The following is a 19,293-nucleotide window of genomic DNA, read 5'->3' on the forward strand; positions in this document are numbered from 1 at the left end:
TACTAAGTCCTTAAGAAATAAAGTCGACAAGCTATATCGAAAACAGAGTCTTTGCTCACAGTTAAGTGACACTTTGCTTGATATGGATCAATTGGCTAAAACGAGATACTTGCTGGTGAGGGCCTTTGACGCCGGATCATTAAAAATATTAAATTAAATTCACGTTTTAATTTTTAGGATAAACCGTATCAACAGACCATGCTAAATCTGAGTTTTTACAAATAACCCTATGATTTCAGATCTAAATAACCTGATTTTTTTATGAGATCACCCTTTCCTCTTTTGAAAAATAGCTAACCTTAACTAGATACTTAAAATTTTCTTATCAATAAGGGCAAGGAGAATATTATGCCGAATGGATTTCCAGAAGGTAAGTTCCGCATTATCAATAGAGATACCGGTCACTGCCTGGCAAGTTTTTACGGCGGCCAATCTTATGGCAGTCAGGATGCCTATGACCGATTGACGGGTGAAAAAGGCGCTATCACCTACTCACACACTAACGACAGAGTTTTTGGTCTGCGGTCTGAACCTCAAAATGAGGATATCGAACTCTGGTATTCCGATGGTTCCAATGACCCGTGGGGCAAGCCGAAAAAGAGGCTTTTCAATATCATTGAAGACATTAGAACCCGTTGGGTACTGCAGGTTGACGAGGGGCAAAGATACAGCCTCGAGGGCATTACTGAGCCTGCCGTAGGAGTAAGAATGTTTGGTGCCGGACGTGACGGGGTCAACAGATGGCAGGAAGAGGACGGTTTTATTTATGTTCATGGCAACTGGGATCAAGTCCTTACCCTCGCCTATAAAGCCGGAAGCGATGAGGCAGTCGCGGTAATGACCGCCCGCGGTGCGCCAAACCAGCAGTGGATATTTAAGTAATGTTGACCGTTTCATCACCGCGGCTTTATCAATAATCAGGCGGCCTAACAGCGCGTAATCCTGATAATTTCCTGATTACGCGCTGAGTAATTACTGATTTACGACGCCTGTTTACGTAGCAGATAGATAAAGTAAGGTGCGCCGATAAAGGTCGCCAACAGCCCCGCCGGAATTTGATTCGGAAAGATAATCATTCGCCCCAGCCAGTCGGCCAGCACCATCAACAGACCGCCCAACAGACTGGCAATCATCCACTGCGCAATTGCCCGACGGAAACCCAGCATCCGCGCCATGTGCGGCGCCATCAGTCCAATAAAACTTAGCGGCCCCACGGTTAGCGTGGCCAGAGCCGTCATGATTGCCGCTAAGGCCAGCAGAGTCAAACGACTGGGGGCCAGCGCCAGCCCAACTGAACGCCCGGTAACACTGCCCAGCGGTAAAATATTTACCCAGCGGCGGCAGAAAGGCACCAACGCCAGCAGTACCAAGGTAATAATGCCGGTGCGCCATGCCTGCTCCGCCGTCACTGAATAGGTCGAGCCAGATATCCAGGTCAGCAAACCACCCATGCGCGGATCACCACTGGCTAGCAGCAGTGTCAATATCGTATTAAAGGCAGTACTCAGCGCTATTCCGGCCAGCAGCATGCGCTCCGGGGAAAAACGACGGACGCCGGACACCAGCATAATCACCACCAACGTGATTGCTGCGCCTAGGCTCCCCGCCGGTAACAGCCAGGCAAAGGCATCGCCAGGCACCAGAAACAGCATAATGACCACGCCAAAAGCGGCACCGGAGCTGATGCCCAAGACTTCGGGACTCGCCATCGGGTTACCGGTAAGCTTTTGAATAATCACCCCCGCAGAGGCCAGCATCACGCCCGCTGCCAGTGCGGCAAAAACTCTCGGCGTGCGCCACGGCAACAGTGAATCAAGCTGATGCCCCAGCGACCACTGCCAGCCGTGCGCGTCGCGGCCAAAACACAGCGCGAGCGCCATTCCCGCCAGCAGCAGCACGCCCGCTAAACTCATCCAATGCAGCAGATGATGGCGCTCATTAGGCACGTGGTCGCCAATATTCATCGGTGGCGGCACCGCGCTATTTCGCAGACGCGGCAGCAACCACAGTAAAATCGGTGCCCCCACCAGCGCGGTGGCCGCCCCCGTAGAGACCTCCAACCAGACTTGTGCTAGCCACAGAACAATTTGATCGGTGAACCACAGCAGCAGTGCGCCGATAATGGGGGCCAAGATCAGCCGTGATTTCAATCGCCGTGCGCCGAGGATTTTGGCCAGTAGCGGCGCAAACAGCCCGATAAAGCCGATTATTCCCACTGCATTCACCAACTGTGCACTCATCACTATCGCCAGCGCCAACACGGCAAAGCGTGCGACCGAAAGCCCCAGGCCAAGATTCTTGGCAACGCCGTCGTCCAGCCCGAGCAGCGTCATCGGGCGCTGCAGCATAAACGCTAACAGCCAGACAACCCCCACTCTCGGCAACAGAAAACGGGCGGTGTGCCAGTCCTGCTGATTTAAAGAGCCGGTACTCCAAATATACAGGCTTTGCAATTGCTGATAGTTAAACAGTCCAAGCAAACTGCTCACAGCACCGCAATAAAGCCCCAACACTAAACCGGCGAGGATCAGCGTGACCGGTGACATTCTCTTGCCCCAGGCAACCCCAAATACCACCAGCCCGACCACCACCGCGCCAATCATGGCCGCAAACTGCTGGGTAATCTGTCCGCCCGGTAGGCTCCACAGCGTCGCGACCGTCAAGCCGAGTTGCGCGCCAGCGGAGACGCCGAGCGTAGAAGGTTCGGCGAGAGGATTGCGTAAAACCTGCTGAAACAGTAGCCCGACTAGCCCAAGACCCGCACCGGCCAGCAGCGCCACGGCCGAACGTGGCAACAGGCTGTAGTGAAACAGCATCTGGCGCACGTCGTCGATATTGGGCTGCCAAAGCGCTTCACGCCACAGAGCCAGGGGAAGTTGATGTTGCAGGTTATACAGATTGAGCAGAATACAGATAACCGCAAGAGAAATAAGCAGGGCCAGCGTCTGGCTGACTGAACGGCGATTCATACAGGCTTCCCAAGCGTGGTCGATAAAATATGACAAAAACGCATGGCGCAAAACGTCGCGCCATAAAACCAGACGGCAGGCACCACACTGAGCTGATCCTCACGCACAAACGGCAGCGACTGCCACAGCGGTGTTTTGGAAACTTCGGCCATCAGTGCTTCACTGCCGTGATTGAAACAGAGTGCACGGGCGTGTTTGATGGACGCCAGCCGTTCAATGCCTACCGTTGCACTTCCCCAAAAGTTTTTCTCGCCGTTCCAGGCGTTGGTGAGTCCGACGTCGGTCAGCACTTCCTGCAACAGGCTGCCTTCACCAAATACCAGCACGTGTCGCTTATCGAGGAAAGAAAACAACAACACCGGCTGGTCCGCGACGGACTTAACGCTATCGCGCGTTTGCGCCAAAACTTGCTGATATTGTTGTAAATGTTGAGCGGCTCGTGTTTGTAGGCCAAGATATTCTGCCAGCTTGTGAAGCGATCGAATCGCCTGCTGCAACGGTTGACCACTGCCGTCGTTGGCAGTTACGGACAGCACCGGGCTAATGGACTCAAGCTGGCTGGCTTTCGGGCCATAGCCTTGAGAGATAAGAATAAGTGACGGGTTCATCTGCTGCATCAATTCAAGATTCGGCGCAGTGCGCTGGCCGACTTCAATCACCGAAGGAGCCAGCCTGGGCTCTTCAACCCACAAATTATAATTGCGAATATCCGCAACGCCCATAGGCATGACGCCCAGTGCGATAAGCAACTCGGCAGGCAACCATTCCAAGGCAATAATGCGAGTCAGGTCAATAGCCGCATTTTTGGCCGCAAGCTGAGAACTCAATACGGGGAAAGCTGAAAACAGCGGCACCATCGCCATCGCCTGCAGCAGGCGACGGCGGGTAAAATCGGGAAAATTACGCATTAGTATACAAAGCTTACCGGTGCCCCACCCGCTGGGTGAGGCAAAATGCCCATTGGAATGCCGTAGACTTTCTCGAGAACATCACCCTGCATCATCTGCTCAGGATTGCCCTCGGCAATCATTTCTCCCGCGCGTAACGCCACCAGACGGTCGCAGTAGCGGGCGGCCATATTGATGTCATGCAGCACGGCAATAACCGTCAACCCTTTGTGATGACTCAACCGCTGGATAAGCGCCAGCACGTCAACCTGATGGGCAATATCCAGTGCGGAAGTCGGTTCGTCTAGCAAAAGACAGCGACTGTCTTGTGCCACCATCATCGCCAGCCACGCGCGCTGACGCTCGCCGCCGGAAAGGCTATCGACCAGACGTTGGGCAAAGGGCTGAAGGCCCACCAACTCAATGGCTTCTTCTACTTTTTCACGATCATGCAGTCGAAAACGCCCCAGCGCGCCGTGCCAAGGATAACGACCAATCGCCACCAGTTCGTGAACCGTCATGCCTTCTGCCGCTGGCAACTGCTGGGGGAGATAAGCAACCTGACGCGCAAAAGCTTTGCTTTCCCACTGTTCGACCGGTTTTTCGTTAAGCAGCACTTTACCCGACGAGGCTGGCTGATGGCGGCCGAGCATTTTAAGCAGCGTGGATTTACCCGATCCGTTATGGCCAATCAATCCACACACTTTTCCCTGTGGGAAGGTGAGCGAAAGAGGGGCTAATAGCGTGCGCCCGGGCACGGTAAAACTCACCTGATCCAAACGATAAATGCTGTCTTCAAGCATCTGCTGCTGTGCTACATGGGCAGTTTTCATAATGGCCTATCGTTAAGTTAGCCGGTTTCAGTGTGGCACTGTGACCGGCTATTTTAGCAAGGAATAACCGATTAGAAGCGGAAGGTGGCCGTCGCAACTATCTGACGATCGGTGCCCCAGTAGCAGGCATAATCGCGATAGCAGCTGGCAACGTACTCGCGGTTAAACAGGTTGTTAATATTGACGCCGACGGAAGAGCCCGGCAGTCCAACACGTGCCAGATCGTATTTAACCAACGCATCAACAAGGGCATAGCTCGCCACGTTGAACGGCTTGTTATTGTCTTCACCGGTGGTGTAGAAGCTGGACGTCGCCCCTACGTAGCGCACGCCGGAGCCTACTGTCAGGCCGCTAAGCGCCGACTCGTGGAAGGTATAATCGGCCCACAGTGAGGCCATGTTGCGCGGCACTTCCACTGGGCGCTGCCCCTGATAGTTGGTGTCGTGCGTATATTTCGCATCGGTAAAAGTATAGGAAGCGATGACGTTAATATTGGCATTAACGGCGGCTTTTGCCTCCAACTCCACGCCGCGCGAGCGGATGACGCCAGACTGAACGCTGAAATTGATGTTAGCCGGGTCAACCGTCAGATTGTTGTCTTTGGTGAGCTGATACACCGCCGCCGTCAGGCTAATGGGGCGATCATCAGGAATATATTTCAGACCGGCTTCATACTGCTTGCCAATCGACGGCTTAAACGGCTGAAAGGTTGCCGATGCGCCAGGCGTGGGCTCAAACGACTCGCTGTAGCTAAAGTACGGTGAAATACCATTATCAAACAGGTAGTTGAGACCGCCGCGCCAGGTAATATGGTGATCTTTAATGGCTGCCGTCGTATTGCTGCTGCGGGTCAGCGTTGAGGTTTTTGCAATGTCATATCGCGCACCGGTGGTCAGGATCCAATGATTCCACTCGGCCTGATCCTGCACGTATAGGCCCGTCTGCTCCTGACGATTTAACACGTTGTACAGGAAGCCGCCCTTCGCATCTGAATTGTTGTAGTCAGGATTGGTCAGGCTGAGGTTGTTGGCAGAACCATAATCGGCATCAATACTGTTACTCATTCGCATATAATCGACACCCATCAACAGGGTGTGATCGACCGCGGCGGTCGAGAATTTGGCCTGCGCCTGCGTATCAACATCGAAGTTGTTCAGCTTCTCGGAAGAGACCACATAACCCCGGCTAATTTGCGCCGGTGCCACGTATCCGGTGTCATAGATGCCGGTATATTTGCTGTCAATTTTGGTATAACGCAGGTTTTGGCGTACGGTCCAAGTATCGTTGAACTGGTGATCGAAGCTGTAGCCCACCATTTTCTGATCCCGCGACAGTCGACTGTTGCCGTCTCCATCGTTGAAATCGGTCGAAAGTTTGTGCGGTTTTCCATTGGCATCGTAGAAAGGCACTACCGTTCCCTGACGCGGCAACCAGCCGTAGAAGCCAGAGTCAGGGTCATCCTGGAAATTACTCAGGAAAGTGAAGTTGGTTTTATCATCAGGACGCCAGCTGAAAGACGGGGCAATCGCGTAACGTTTCTCTTTCGCCATCACCTGCTGAGTGTTTTGGCTGTGGGCTACGCCGGTTAAGCGATAGGAATACACGCCATCATCGTCAATGGCATCGCTAAAGTCGAAACCGGTTTGATAGAGGCTGTCTGACCCCATTTTGAACTGTATTTCACGTAATGGCTCAATGGTCGGACGCTTGCTGACCATAGTAATCACGCCACCCGGATTGCTTTTGCCGTATAAAACGGAAGATGGGCCGCGCAGCAGCTCAACGCGTTCCAGGAAATACGGGTCCATCGACACTTCAGAGTAGTTGTCGCCCTGCAATTTGATGCCGTCGAGATACTGATTGGTGTTTACCGAGGTAAATCCACGAATTGCCACGGCATCATAAGTACTGGAGCTGCCTCTGCTGGCGAACACGCCCGGCGCATAGTTCAACGCCTCTTTTACCGTGGTGGGTTGGCGCGTATCCATCTCTTCACGCGTGACAACAGAAATTGACTGCGGCGTTTTCACAATCGGCGTGTCGGTTTTTGTGCCGGTGGCGCTGTGTTTAGCAACTATCGTCGGCGCCGGACCCCAGGCAGATTCAGGCGCAACGTTGGATGCGCTGTCGCCGATGACGGTGATGGTATCGTTTTTTGGCGCACTCGCTGTCGTTTCAGCCGCAACGGCTTGAAAAACAAAGCCGGTTAGCGCGGCGGCAACGGTTAATGCAATCTTGTTACGGATGAAAGGTGCTGAGCAGTTATTCACAGACGGAGTGCGCATATCGGCCATTGGTTAATCCCGGGAGACATTGAAATAGGAATGAAAACGATAATTATTATTATAACGATCGCATAATATGCGTAAGTGTCAGGAAACTGCAAGAGCATTTACCTTTTACGCTAACTGAGCGCCATCTAGGTAACCTTGCATTGTTTATGGTCAATTAACCGGTAGAAAGCTGATGAATAAAGGGCTGTGCGGAGAAGGAAAAAAATAAAAAAAAAGCGCGATATCAATCGCGCTTTGTTTATTGGGCATTTGCCAGAGTGGAAAAAGCCTAAAATAGCCGTGTCAGGTCTATTTTGAGCCGAACATGTCTTTTATCCATCCTGCTACACCATTACTGTCTTTTTTCTCATCCTGAGGCTGCTGTTGCTGCGGCTGGCCCTGTTGTTGCGGCTGCTGCTGCTGAGGATGCTGCTGTTGGAAAAGTTGCTGCTGCTGTTGCTGCTGTTGATAGGCAGCCGCCTGTGCAGCTTGGCACAGCTTCTGCGCATCGTCGGTCCACACAGGAATAGTGCGCAGGCCACCGCCGGTCAGTAATCCTCCTCCGTTGTTGCAGATGAAGTTACCGCTGTCGTCGATATTCATCATGCTAACGTCGTCGGGCACCTGCAGATCAAGCGGCATTGGGGTAATGTTGCTCAGATAGCGGCTATAAAGCGCCAGCGCACCGGTTGAGCCCCACAGTTTAGAAGGCGCATTGTTATCACGCCCCACCCAAGTGATCGCCACCTGGTTACCGTCGATGCCCGCAAACCAGCTGTCGCGCAGTTCGTTGGAAGTTCCGGTTTTCGCTGCCAGATGCAGTTTAGGGTACTTCACTGCCAGGGCGCGTGAGGTGCCTTCAGAAACAACCTGCTGCATCGCGTAGAGCGTCAGATAGGCGGCTTCTGACGGAACAACGCGTTCTGCCTGCGGATAGCTCTGATAAAGCACCGTGCCGTCTTCACCAATCACCGAGCGCACTGCCGACAGCGGCGCTTTGTTACCGCCACTGGCGATAGTCTGGTACTCCTGCGCCACTTCCATCGGCGTGAGGGCAATAGCCCCCAGCAGCATAGATGGCGTCTGATTTAATGACTCTTTAGGAATGCCCAGATTAATCAGCGTTTTGGTAATGTTATCAAGGCCGACGGCCATACCGAGATTAACCGTTGGTACGTTCATCGAGCGAGCCAACGCATCAACCAGCAGGACCTGACCGCGGAACTGATTATCATCGTTATGCGGTGACCAGGTTTGTCCGTTTGACAGCTTGATCGACAACGGCTGGTCGGCCAGTACAGTGTTCAAACGATATTTATTCGGGTCACTCAGCGCGGTCATGTAAGTCGCTGGCTTAGCCAGTGAACCCACCTGACGACGAGCCTGCATTGCGCGGTTAAAGCCGGCAAACTGCGTTTCTGCCCCGCCCACCATCGCACGCACTTCACCGGTGTAACGGTCAACAATCACCATCGCCGTTTCAATATCGTTGAAGCCGCTTTTCTTACGCAAGAGAGGAATACCCTCTTCCACTGCTTTTTCTGCACCGTCCTGAGCGATAGGGTCCAAGGTGGTGAAGATTTTCACGCCAGACATCGAGGTGATTTTATCACCCAGTTTTTGCTGCAGCTCCTGACGAACCATCTGCATAAAGGCAGGCTGCGGAGAAATTACCCCACCTTTAGGCTGCACACCCAGAGGACGCGCACTGAGCATGTCATACAGCTCCTGGTCGATAATGCCCTGCTGCTGCAAGAGGCGCAGTACGAGGTTACGACGTTCGAGCGCCAGCTTCGGGTTACGCCACGGGTTGTACAGCGACGCACCTTTAACCATGCCGACCAACAGCGCCTGCTGGTCAAGACTCAGCTCGTCAACCGGACGGCCGAAGTAGTAAAGGCTGGCCAGCGGGAAGCCGCGTATCTGATCCGAACCACTCTGTCCCAAATACACTTCGTTCAGGTAAAGCTCAAGGATGCGGTCTTTGCTGTAACGGCCATCCATCAGAATTGCCATGTACGCTTCACGCGCTTTACGCCACAGGGTGCGCTGATTGGTCAGGAACAGGTTTTTAACCAGTTGCTGAGTCAGCGTACTGCCGCCCTGCACCGCGTGTCCGGCGGTAACGTTGGCAAGGAAAGCACGGCCAATTGAATAAGGACTGATGCCGTCGTGCTCATAGAAATGACGGTCTTCGGTAGCAATCAGCGTCTGCACCAGCAGGTCCGGGAAGCCGGCGCGCGGCACAAACAGGCGCTGTTCGCCGTTGGGCGACTGCAACATGGTTATCAAACGCGGATCGAGGCGGAAAATCCCGAAATCGCGATTGTTATCCATGTTTTTGATTTCTGAAAGCTCATTGCCTTTGAAAATTAGGCGGGCGTTGATCTGCCCCTCTTTGCCGTCAGGGAAGTCGAAAGGACGACGCAGCAGGTCGATATTGCCGGCTTTCACGCTGAATTCGCCCGGGCGCGTAATGCGCGTTACCTGACGATACTGCGTGCCTTCAAGCAGATTGATCATCTCTTTTTGGGTATACGGCGAACCCGGCTCCAGCGTGACCATGCGGCCATACACGGCGGCCGGCAACTGCCAGACTTTACCGTCGATACGTCCGCGGATCTCGGAGTCGAGATAGACGCCGTAGGCTGCCATCAGCACGACAAAAATGATAAACAGCTTAATTAATAGCCCAAGCCAGCGGCGTTTTTTACGCGGTTTTTTGCTGGTGGCTCCCTTGCCCGACTTGGCGGTCTTACGGGTCATGCGCGACTCCTGAGGTGCTGCTTTGCGACTATCGTCATCATCTTCCTGCTCATCATTGCCCTGATAGACATAGCGCGAGTCTTCATCGTCGTCGCGACTGCGACGATCTGGACGCCCACGTTTCGGCTTGGGGGGTGACGGTTTGCCTTTTCGGCCAATCGGCTCGCGATCATCGCCAGACATACTTAATCTCCATCAGACCCGGCTTATAAAAAAATGCCGGATGCTATCTTTTACAATCATAAAAAACGGCAGTTATTTGAAATAAACGCTTTAAAATAAGGGCTGTGTCAAACTGGCGCTTACTCTGTGCTCCGCCTTTCTCCTCGTATAGAAGAAAGGTCTGAAAATTTGCTGCATACGCGAACTACGAATATTTTTTAGTCCTGCGCGTCGGCACGGCCTCGGCGGGATTATCAGGCCACGGATGCTTAGGGTAGCGGCCTTTCATCTCTTTTTGAACCTCGCGATAGGAGCCCTGCCAGAAGGCGGCCAAATCGCTGGTTATCTGCAATGGACGATGCGCCGGTGACAGCAACTCCAGCACCACCGCCACGCGCCCCTCGGCAAGCATCGGACTGCGCTGCTCGCCAAACATCTCCTGTAAACGCACCGAGAGCGCCGGGGGTTGGTCGCTATGATAGCGGATTGCCAGCCGGCTGCCAGTCGGAACGGTATAATGAGTAGGTAAATTCGCGTCAAGACTCTGGCGCTGGCTCCAATTCATCAGGCGCAGCAGCGCGTCGTTCAGATCAATCTGCTGCAACGCCCGCAGGCTACGCACGCCGTTTAATGACGGCAACAACCATTGTTCAAGCGAATCAAGCAGGCTCTGCTCATCCACGGCTGGCCATTCCCGTTCAGGGAGCCATTTTTCAGCACAGCCTAAACGCACTCGTAGCTGTTCGGCCTGCGGCGACCAGCTGAGAGCCTGCAGTCCCTGAGCGCGGACCCACTCAAGTAACGCCTGCTGCAAATCTTCATCGGCGGGCTTGGATAACGGCTGCGCTTTTAGCACCAGCCGCCCCACCTGCCAGCGACGCCAGGCGCGGAGCGTGCCTTTTTCTTCATCCCACTCCACGGCTGTTTGCTCTTTTACGGCGTGGGGCAGGCGCGTCGCAAGCTGGGTAGCATCCAAAGTGATCGCCAGCAGGATACGGGCGTCAGGGCTGTTATTGCCCTGTAGCAACTGTGGCGCAACCAGCCAGGCCGCGCGGCTCAGCGCGTCATCCTGTGACAGCGAAGCGCCGAGTCCGTTAGCCAGCAAATACCGGCCATCAAGGCCGCGGCGCTCGGCAATTCTGTCGCTAAACGCCTCTGCCAGTAGCCAAGGTGCCAGCGAAACGTCAACCTGACCGCTGCTGCGTGACAGACGTTGAAACAGTTGGCGCGCACGACGCTGCCAGTGAGGCTGTGGGCGACTCAGCCAATAATCGATATCCGGCTGTCCGCCGCGCGGGGGTTCTTCTATTATTGCCACCAGCAGGGCCGCGGTGGCCAGCGCGTCACTGCTCTGGCGTTCGGCCTGCACCAGCATCGCCGCCAGACGGGGTTCACAGCCCAACTGCGACATACTGCGTCCCAGCGCGGTCAGTTTGCCCTGAGCATCGACGGCGCCAAGTGACGCAAGCAGTCGCCGGGCAGCGTCAAGCGCCACTGCGGGCGGCGCGTCCAGCCAGATCAGTTGCGAAGCATCAAAGCATCCCCACTGCAAAAGCTCTAGCCATAAACCGCTCAAATCGCTATGTAAGATTTCGGCTTCGCTTTGCAGTGTCGCGCGCTCGGCCTGTTCTTTACTGAACAAATGCCAGCACTGACCTTCTTCAAGTCGTCCTGCACGCCCTGCACGCTGGGTCATCGCCGCCTGACTGATGCGCTGCGTAATCAGTCGCGTCAATCCGGTGCGCAAATCAAACTGCGCGCTGCGCTCCAGCCCGCTGTCGACGACCAGTCGAATGCCCTCAATCGTAAGACTGGTTTCGGCAATGTTAGTCGCCAGCACCACTTTACGGCGGCCAGCGGGCGAAGGCTGAATGGCTTTTTGCTGCTGTTCGAGCGAAAGCGCGCCATACAGCGGACAGAGATCAACCTCGTTGCCCAACCTGCCGGTAAGCAGATTTTGCGTACGCGTTATCTCCGCTACGCCGGGTAAAAACAGCAGCATCGAGCCGCTGTTTTCTGCCATCAATCGGCTTACGATGCGCGCAACGCCTTCATCAAGGCGTTCGTGGCTGGCCAGCGGCAGATAATCACGCTCGACCGGAAAACTGCGTCCCTGCGAAATAATCACCGGCGCATCGGGCAATAAGGGTGAAAGTCTAGCGTTATCAAGCGTGGCCGACATAATAAGCAGACGCAAATCTTCCCGCAGCCCCTGCTGTACGTCGAGCAGCAGCGCAAGCGCCAGGTCGGCCTGTAAACTGCGTTCGTGAAACTCGTCGAGGATCACCAGCGAATAATCGGCCAGCTCCGGGTCTTGCTGCACCATACGGGTCAAAATACCTTCGGTCACCACCTCAAGACGCGTCTCGGCGCTGATTTTGGACTCAGCCCGCATGCGATAGCCAACAGTATGACCTGGCTGTTCGCCCAACTGCTGAGCCAACCGGTGAGCCACACTTTTGGCCGCCAGCCTGCGCGGTTCAAGCAGCAAAATTTTGCCGGGGAAAATGCCCGACTTGAGGATTTGCAACGGTAACCAGGTGGATTTCCCCGCGCCGGTGGGTGCATGCAACAACACCTGCGGCGCCTGTTGCAGCGCTGCAATAATTTGGTTCAGTACGGCACCCACGGGCAGTAAGGACACGGACTCTCCATGATAAATTCAAGATTAAGGCTCGGCATTGTAATAGAAAAAATTGTCGCCGGGCGGGATGAATTGTAGCATTCAGGCTCGCTGGCGGTATGTGGCCGCGTCCAGCGTTGTTACCTCAAAGGAAATTTAATGCCTGAATCACGCCGCCTGTTCTTTGCCCTTTCTCTGCCAACGGCGCTGCAAAAGCAGGTCATACGGTGGCGCGCGGACAATTTTGAACCGGAAGACGGACGTCCAGTTGCCGCCGCAAACCTGCACCTAACGCTGGCGTTTCTGGGCGATGTCAGTGACCAAAAGGCGGGCGTACTGCGCGAAATTGCCACGCGAATTCAGTCCCCCGCCTTCAGCCTGCGGCTCGACGACCTGGGTCATTGGCCGAGGCCCGGCGTTGTTTGGCTAGGAACCCGCCGCGCACCGCTCGCACTGCTGCAGCTAGCCTCACTGCTGCGCTCACACGCGGCGCGCAACGGCTGCCATCAGTCGACCTTGCCGTTTCATCCGCACGTGTCCTTGCTGCGCGGCGCAACGCGTCCCGTAGCCTTACCGGCGGCAACGCCGCAGTGGCAGCTCGATGCGACCGATTTTTCGCTTTACGAGTCCCGCTTTCATCAGGGACGCACGCGCTATCAATGCCTGCAAAGCTGGCCATTACTCGCCGCGCCGCCATTACCTGGTTAATCAGAGAGTCGATTTGATGCAATTCTTCCCCCCACTTCAACCGGCAACGCTTATCAAACGTTACAAACGTTTTCTCGCCGACGTGATAACGGCCGATGGCCGTGAATTAACCCTGCACTGCGCCAATACCGGTGCCATGACCGGCTGCGCAACGCCGGGCGATACTGTGTGGTATTCGACCTCGGACAATCTGAAAAGGAAGTATGCCAACAGTTGGGAATTATCTGAAACGCAGAGCGGACACTGGATCTGCGTGAACACGTTGCGCGCCAATCAGGTGGTACGAGAGGCGATTGAAAACGATCGTATTCCCGAATTATCCGGTTACAGTAAACTGACGGCAGAAGTGCGATACGGTGCTGAAAATAGCCGGATAGACCTGCTATTACAGGCGGATAACCGACCTAACTGCTATATTGAAGTGAAATCTGTCACCTTGTTGCAACACGGCTGTGGATACTTTCCAGATGCGGTGACGCTGCGCGGCCAAAAGCATTTACGTGAGTTGCAGGCGATGGCAGAACAGGGTCAGCGAACGGTATTATTTTTCGCTGTATTGCATTCAGGCATTGAAACTGTGGCTCCGGCACACCATATTGATCCCCGCTACGCAGAATTATTGGCGCAGGTGCAGCAAAATGGAGTTGAAGTAATCTGTTATGGTGCCGCTCTTTCGGCAGAGGGAATTCACCTCGCTAAACCGCTGCACCTCGTCTCTAAACAATGATTGTAGATTTACTGAATTGAAGTCGTCAGCAGCTAAAACCGTCGGGTGCGGATACGCTTTCCATCACATGCTTGTCAAGTGGCTGTGAGGAATAATTGCCAACCTCCCCGCCTTCTGGTATTTATAGCGGCCTGATTTTTTCCCCACGTTGGGGATCGATAGTGCGTTATGTAGGAGAAGCATCATGCAAGAAGGGAAAACCCGTAAAACCTCGTCCCTGAGCATTCTCGCCATCGCTGGGGTGGAGCCGTATCAAGAGAAGCCAGGCGAAGAGTACATGAACGGCGCCCAGCTGGACCACTTCAAAAAAATTCTTGAAGCCTGGCGCAATCAGCTTAGGGATGAAGTTGACCGTACCGTTACGCACATGCAGGAAGAAGCAGCCAACTTCCCTGATCCGGCAGACCGTGCCACTCAGGAAGAAGAGTTCAGCCTTGAACTGCGTAACCGCGATCGCGAACGTAAGCTGATTAAAAAAATTGAGAAAACGTTGAAAAAAGTGGAAGACGAGGATTTCGGTTACTGTGAATCCTGTGGCGTAGAGATTGGTATCCGCCGTCTTGAAGCTCGTCCTACCGCCGATCTTTGCATCGACTGTAAAACTCTGGCAGAAATCCGCGAAAAGCAGATGGCTGGCTAAGTTACGGGATCTCACGCGGTGCGGCATTACGATTATGATGCCCACCGCGCTCTCCTGAAAAAGAAGTCCCCGCTATGTCTACCTCTCCCTATATTGGTCGTTTTGCTCCTTCACCCTCGGGTGATCTCCACTTTGGTTCTCTGATTGCCGCACTCGGTAGCTATTTGCACGCCCATTCACTCGGCGGGAAATGGCTCGTGCGCATTGATGACCTCGACCCTCCACGAGAAGTGGCAGGCAGCGCAGACCGAATATTGGCTTCGCTCGAGCAATACGGACTGGAGTGGGACGGCGAGGTGGTGTGGCAGTCTCGACGTCATGAGGCCTATCGCGAAACGTTGGACTGGCTGCATCGGCAGGGTAAAAGTTATTACTGCACCTGCACGCGTCAGCGCATTTCACTGCTGGGCGGCACGTACGACGGGCACTGTCGCTGTGCTGGGCACGGGCCAGAGAATGCGGCCATACGTTTGCACCAAACGTTGCCTGTGGCGCGTTTTCACGATGAGCTGCAAGGCGAATTTATCGCTGATATTGGCCTTGCCGAAGAAGATTTTATTGTTCGTCGTCGCGACGGACTGTTTGCCTATAACCTGGCGGTGGTCATCGACGACCATTTTCAGGGGGTGAACCACATCGTGCGCGGCGCTGACCTGATTGCCCCAACGGTTCGTCAACTGTCGCTGTATCAGCATTTAGGATTACCGCCGCCCAGTTACGTTCACTTACCTTTGGCCTGCAACGCCAACGGCGACAAATTATCGAAGCAAAACCATGCTCCTGCGTTGCCCACCGGCGATCCGCGACCAATAATTGTGCAAACCCTGATTTTTTTGGGACAATCTTTACCAGAAAGCTGGCAGGATTTAACTTTGCCTTTATTATTACGCTGGGCCGTAACGCATTGGTCGTTGGAAAAAGTTCCACGCAAAGCCAGTGTGAGCTATGATTAGCCGCTGTTTTTAAGTTGCGCCATTTTTATCCGTCACTATCGAGGTGTACCATTTTTACCCGAGTAGCCAATTTTTGCCGTAAGGTGCTAGTTCGTGAAGATAAAATCATTCGTGAGGAGACACCTGTTCACGAGGATAAAGGCCACCGCGATCCCGTCACTTCTTCTGAAGTTGAACACGTGAAGGCGCGTGCGCCTGAGCCACGTGAAAGACGCAGCGCACCTCGCCAGTCGCCGCGCACTCAACCAGCACAGCAAAAATCTGTGAGCAAACACAGCGACGCGTCGTCCGATACCATGACGATTATCCCGCGTGAGCGTCACAATATTTCGCGCAGAGACATCAGTGACAATGCGCTGAAGGTGCTCTATCGCTTGAATAAATCCGGCTATGAAGCTTACCTGGTTGGCGGCGGTGTCCGTGACCTGCTGCTAGACAAAAAGCCGAAAGACTTTGATATTACGACCAACGCTACGCCGGAACAGGTGCGTAAACTGTTTCGAAACTGTCGTTTAGTGGGACGTCGTTTTCGCCTGGCCCACGTCATGTTTGGACCGGAAATCATTGAGGTCGCCACCTTCCGTGGACACCACGAGCAGCTTGAGGAAACAGAGGACAAAAATCTCTCTCAGCAGGCGCAAAATGGCATGCTGCTGCGCGACAACATCTTTGGTTCGATTGAAGAAGATGCTCAACGTCGTGATTTCACCATCAACAGCATGTACTACGGAATTTCAGATTTCACGCTGCGTGACTACACCGGCGGCCTTAAGGACTTGCAGGACGGCGTTATCCGCCTGATTGGCGATCCTGAGACACGTTATCGCGAAGACCCCGTTCGCATGCTGCGCGCCGTGCGTTTTGCCGCTAAGCTGGAGATGACCATCAGTCCAGAAACCGCCGAGCCTATTCCACGCCTGGCGGCTCTGCTGCATGAAATTCCCCCGGCGCGTCTGTTTGAAGAGTCGCTTAAACTGCTGCAGGCCGGCTATGGTTTTAGAACCGCCCAGCTGTTGCGTGAATATCAGCTGTTCCAACCGCTGTTCCCACTGATCGCTCGTCAGTTTACCGAGCGTGGCGACAGTCCGATGGAGCGCATACTGGATCAGGTGCTGAAAAACACCGACCATCGATTGCACAATGACATGCGGGTTAATCCGGCGTTTCTGTTCGCCGCTATGCTGTGGTATCCGGTCATTGAGCATGCTCAGAAGCTGGCGCAAGAAGGCGGCTTGACCTATTACGACGCATTCTCGCTGGCGATGAACGACGTGCTGGACGAACAGTGCCGTTCGCTGGCCATCCCGAAACGTATTACTACGCTGGTGCGTGATATCTGGGCGCTACAGTTGCGCCTCTCCCGTCGTCAGGGTAAACGTGCGCACAAGCTGATGGAACATCCGAAATTCCGCGCCGCCTTTGACCTGCTGGCGCTGCGCGCCGAGGTTGAGCAACATCGTGAGCTGCAAAGCCTGACGCAGTGGTGGAGCGAGTTCCAGGAAGCAACCCCCGCTTCGCAAAAAAACATGCTTGGCACGCTGGGGGATGATGCAGCCCCGCGTCGTAACCGCACGCGTCGTCCTCGCAAGCGCGCTCCGCGTGCGGGCAATAGTCAATGATTCGGGTTTACATTGCGCTTGGCAGTAATCTTGCCAAGCCGGTGGACCAGGTAAACTGTGCGCTGGAGGCTCTGGCGCATTTACCCCGTACCCGTTTGGTGCAAACCTCTTCGTTCTATCGCAGTAAACCCCTTGGTCCACAGAACCAGCCAGACTTCCTCAATGCCGTAGTCGCACTTGATACGCACCTGCCAGCACACGAGCTGCTCGACGGAACGCAGTCTATCGAACAGAATCAGGGTCGGGTGCGCAAAGCAGAACGTTGGGGACCACGCACGCTGGACCTCGACATGCTGCTTTATGGCGATGAAATTATTGCCAGCGAGCGCCTCACGGTGCCGCATTACGACATCAAGAACCGCGAGTTCATGCTTTATCCGCTGGCTGAAATCGCCCCTGATATCGTCTTCCCCGACGGCGAGACGCTGCTGGAGCTGCTAAAGCGCGTGCCGCTAAACGGGCTTACGCGCTGGTAATCGAGTGCTAAATCCCCTGCAACGGCCTCGGTGAAGAACGGAAGGGCAGATATTGGTACATCCAAGTCTCTGACAGCGTTTTATCGCCCTCTTTAAGAAAGAGCCTAAGCTCTACCGGCTCTTTGCCCTCAACGTGTAGGTCAAATACGGCGCGCCAGTTGCCTTGACCACCCGGTGCCTTTTCGACCTTAACACCTTCAATCGTGCCGCGTGATGCCCAGATAACGGCCTCGGGCTTAGCGTCGGCAGGCAGTACATCTAAAACCTCACCTCGGTATTCGACGATAAATTTACGCGCGTCGGGATCAGGATAAGCCCCAGGGTTACCGCCTCGACCCAGCCGCGTTGACCCACACCGGGCCAACGTTGACGGGTAAGGCTCATCGGCCAACCAGTGCAGCCGATAGCTAAATTGATGTTCGCTTCCGGCTTTCGCCTCCTGCTTTGGTACCCACATCGCGACAATGTTGTCGTAAATTTCGTCATCGGTCGGGATTTCAACCAGCTGCACAGCGCCTTCGCCCCACTCACCTTTCGGTTCTATCCATAAGTCTGGACGTCGCTCATAGCCGACGGACCCTAGATAACTCTTGAAGTCGCGATCTTTTTGCAGCAGACCAAAACCGCGTGGGTTGTTGTCGTTAAAAGCCGAGACTCTCACCTGAAGCGGATTGTTCAGCGGCCGCCAAATATGCTCTCCCTTGCCGGTCCACATTGCCAAACCGTCGGAGTCATGCACTTCTGGCCGCCAGTCGGAAGCCGATCCTTTCGCCATTTTCGAAAACCAGAACATCGAAGTCTGCGGGGCAATACCCAACCGGCCAACGTCTTGGCGTAAAAACAGCGAACAATCAACGTCCATCACCACACCTTTGGTGCGTTGCAATACAAATCGATAGGCGCCGCAAATACTTGGGCCGTCGAGTAGCGCGTAGACCACCAGTTGATTGCTATCCTCTTGCGGTGTCTCGAACCAGAAGTGCGTGAATTCGGGGAACTCTTCTTGGGTGTCGCCCAGCACGGTGTTAATCGCAATACCGCGCGCCGACAGTCCAAACTGTCCCTGCTCACCTACGGCACGAAAATAAGAGGCGCCGATGAATGATACCCAGTCTTTCTCAGAGTGTTTTTTGAGTAGCTGCTGATTTTCTAAAATACGAAAACCGCTAAAAACATTACCTTTCAAATCTGGGGAAACGCCGTGGGCATTATCGGGGAACGTAAAATAATCGATACTTTGAATAATCTCGCGGGTGTGATTATTTTCAACGACTGACATTTTCACCGGCGTACGATGCAAGCTATTCACGCTAAAAAAGGTGACGGGGAAACGGCTCACTCCCGTATTAAAGAGTGCATAATCAGGGTTGTAGATGATTTTTCGGTATACGTCGTAATTTATATTGGCGAGTGCGCTTTCAGCAACCTGAGCGGGCGCGTGATAGGGTTTTGCGGCACTTTCTTTTGCCCGTTGCACCAACGCATCATAAGAAAAAGGGCTTTCAGACCCGAGTTTTAATCGCTGAGCGGCAAACACTTCTGGGGTAAAACCTAAGGCAGCCAGCGCCATTGAGAATGAGGTATAAGTAAGCAAGTCACGTCGTGTAACCATAAGCAGCACCAATCCATGATTGAAAATAAACTCTTTTAAACCAGT

14 protein-coding genes are annotated in these 19,293 nt (G+C 54.1%); 7 read left to right on the forward strand and 7 right to left on the reverse strand.

Features of this window, described 5'->3' with window-relative positions:
* The first annotated feature begins 348 nt into the window (after window positions 1–348).
* Window positions 349–882 (forward strand): RICIN domain-containing protein, encoded by a 534-nt coding sequence (locus BS639_RS10245; protein WP_084983039.1) that lies wholly within the window; start codon window positions 349–351, stop codon window positions 880–882.
* 98 nt (window positions 883–980) lie between these two features.
* On the opposite strand, the gene fhuB is transcribed toward BS639_RS10245, so the two are convergent.
* The 6 genes from fhuB to hrpB all read right to left on the reverse strand — a co-directional run bounded on the left by fhuB (window position 981) and on the right by hrpB (window position 12,534).
* Entirely contained in the window at window positions 981–2,969 is a 1,989-nt protein-coding gene (gene fhuB, locus BS639_RS10250; protein WP_084983040.1) for a Fe(3+)-hydroxamate ABC transporter permease FhuB, read from the reverse strand.
* Window positions 2,966–3,877, reverse strand: a complete 912-nt coding sequence (gene fhuD / locus BS639_RS10255) for a Fe(3+)-hydroxamate ABC transporter substrate-binding protein FhuD (protein ID WP_084983041.1) — start codon at window positions 3,875–3,877, stop codon at window positions 2,966–2,968. The genes fhuB and fhuD overlap by 4 nt, the downstream gene beginning before the upstream one ends.
* The gene (gene fhuC / locus BS639_RS10260; RefSeq protein ID WP_139804085.1) at window positions 3,877–4,659 is read right to left on the reverse strand and encodes a Fe3+-hydroxamate ABC transporter ATP-binding protein FhuC; all 783 of its coding nucleotides are present in this window, start codon (window positions 4,657–4,659) and stop codon (window positions 3,877–3,879) included. Before fhuC ends, fhuD begins: the two co-directional genes overlap by 1 nt.
* A gap of 101 nt (window positions 4,660–4,760) precedes the next feature.
* Window positions 4,761–6,983 carry a ferrichrome porin FhuA gene (gene fhuA, locus BS639_RS10265; protein ID WP_084983042.1) on the reverse strand — a complete coding sequence of 741 codons (2,223 nt, stop codon included), beginning with the start codon at window positions 6,981–6,983 and terminating at the stop codon, window positions 4,761–4,763.
* Window positions 6,984–7,271: 288 nt separating this feature from the next.
* Window positions 7,272–9,911 carry a bifunctional glycosyl transferase/transpeptidase gene (mrcB, locus tag BS639_RS10270; RefSeq protein WP_055775026.1) on the reverse strand — a complete coding sequence of 880 codons (2,640 nt, stop codon included), beginning with the start codon at window positions 9,909–9,911 and terminating at the stop codon, window positions 7,272–7,274.
* A gap of 184 nt (window positions 9,912–10,095) precedes the next feature.
* Window positions 10,096–12,534 carry an ATP-dependent helicase HrpB gene (gene hrpB, locus BS639_RS10275; RefSeq protein WP_084983043.1) on the reverse strand — a complete coding sequence of 813 codons (2,439 nt, stop codon included), beginning with the start codon at window positions 12,532–12,534 and terminating at the stop codon, window positions 10,096–10,098.
* A 138-nt stretch (window positions 12,535–12,672) separates the two neighbouring features.
* On the opposite strand from hrpB, the gene thpR reads away from it, so the two are divergent.
* From thpR to folK, 6 genes are all read left to right on the forward strand, one after another.
* Entirely contained in the window at window positions 12,673–13,221 is a 549-nt protein-coding gene (gene thpR / locus BS639_RS10280) for an RNA 2',3'-cyclic phosphodiesterase (protein ID WP_084983044.1), read from the forward strand.
* 16 nt (window positions 13,222–13,237) lie between these two features.
* The gene (gene sfsA / locus BS639_RS10285) at window positions 13,238–13,948 is read left to right on the forward strand and encodes a DNA/RNA nuclease SfsA (protein WP_084983045.1); all 711 of its coding nucleotides are present in this window, start codon (window positions 13,238–13,240) and stop codon (window positions 13,946–13,948) included.
* Between the two features lie 184 nt (window positions 13,949–14,132).
* Complete coding sequence (gene dksA, locus BS639_RS10295; RefSeq protein WP_055775014.1) at window positions 14,133–14,588, forward strand: RNA polymerase-binding protein DksA; 456 nt, start codon at window positions 14,133–14,135, stop codon at window positions 14,586–14,588.
* 74 nt (window positions 14,589–14,662) lie between these two features.
* Window positions 14,663–15,541, forward strand: a complete 879-nt coding sequence (gene gluQRS / locus BS639_RS10300; RefSeq protein ID WP_055775011.1) for a tRNA glutamyl-Q(34) synthetase GluQRS — start codon at window positions 14,663–14,665, stop codon at window positions 15,539–15,541.
* Window positions 15,542–15,837: 296 nt separating this feature from the next.
* Window positions 15,838–17,160 carry a polynucleotide adenylyltransferase PcnB gene (pcnB, locus tag BS639_RS10305; protein ID WP_228779738.1) on the forward strand — a complete coding sequence of 441 codons (1,323 nt, stop codon included), beginning with the start codon at window positions 15,838–15,840 and terminating at the stop codon, window positions 17,158–17,160.
* A complete protein-coding gene (gene folK, locus BS639_RS10310; RefSeq protein WP_055775006.1) occupies window positions 17,157–17,636 on the forward strand; it encodes a 2-amino-4-hydroxy-6-hydroxymethyldihydropteridine diphosphokinase in 480 nt (159 codons plus the stop codon). Before pcnB ends, folK begins: the two co-directional genes overlap by 4 nt.
* A gap of 7 nt (window positions 17,637–17,643) precedes the next feature.
* Here folK and BS639_RS10315 read toward each other — a convergent pair whose 3' ends face one another.
* A complete protein-coding gene (locus tag BS639_RS10315; protein WP_084983046.1) occupies window positions 17,644–19,248 on the reverse strand; it encodes a glucan biosynthesis protein in 1,605 nt (534 codons plus the stop codon).
* Window positions 19,249–19,293: the final 45 nt, after the last annotated feature.

This window comes from Rouxiella silvae (genome assembly GCF_002093625.1).
GTDB classification, from domain to species: domain Bacteria; phylum Pseudomonadota; class Gammaproteobacteria; order Enterobacterales; family Enterobacteriaceae; genus Rouxiella; species Rouxiella silvae.

Bases quoted from the DNA above. Each gene is read 5' to 3' on its own strand.
- BS639_RS10245 (WP_084983039.1), top strand. From the start codon at position 349: ATGCCGAATGGATTTCCAGAAGGTAAGTTCCGCATTATCAATAGAGAT.
- fhuB (WP_084983040.1), bottom strand. From the start codon at position 2,969: ATGAATCGCCGTTCAGTCAGCCAGACGCTGGCCCTGCTTATTTCTCTT.
- fhuD (WP_084983041.1), bottom strand. From the start codon at position 3,877: ATGCGTAATTTTCCCGATTTTACCCGCCGTCGCCTGCTGCAGGCGATG.
- fhuC (WP_139804085.1), bottom strand. From the start codon at position 4,659: ATGCTTGAAGACAGCATTTATCGTTTGGATCAGGTGAGTTTTACCGTG.
- fhuA (WP_084983042.1), bottom strand. From the start codon at position 6,983: ATGGCCGATATGCGCACTCCGTCTGTGAATAACTGCTCAGCACCTTTC.
- mrcB (WP_055775026.1), bottom strand. From the start codon at position 9,911: ATGTCTGGCGATGATCGCGAGCCGATTGGCCGAAAAGGCAAACCGTCA.
- thpR (WP_084983044.1), top strand. From the start codon at position 12,673: ATGCCTGAATCACGCCGCCTGTTCTTTGCCCTTTCTCTGCCAACGGCG.
- sfsA (WP_084983045.1), top strand. From the start codon at position 13,238: ATGCAATTCTTCCCCCCACTTCAACCGGCAACGCTTATCAAACGTTAC.
- dksA (WP_055775014.1), top strand. From the start codon at position 14,133: ATGCAAGAAGGGAAAACCCGTAAAACCTCGTCCCTGAGCATTCTCGCC.
- gluQRS (WP_055775011.1), top strand. From the start codon at position 14,663: ATGTCTACCTCTCCCTATATTGGTCGTTTTGCTCCTTCACCCTCGGGT.
- pcnB (WP_228779738.1), top strand. From the start codon at position 15,838: ATGACGATTATCCCGCGTGAGCGTCACAATATTTCGCGCAGAGACATC.
- folK (WP_055775006.1), top strand. From the start codon at position 17,157: ATGATTCGGGTTTACATTGCGCTTGGCAGTAATCTTGCCAAGCCGGTG.
- BS639_RS10315 (WP_084983046.1), bottom strand. From the start codon at position 19,248: ATGGTTACACGACGTGACTTGCTTACTTATACCTCATTCTCAATGGCG.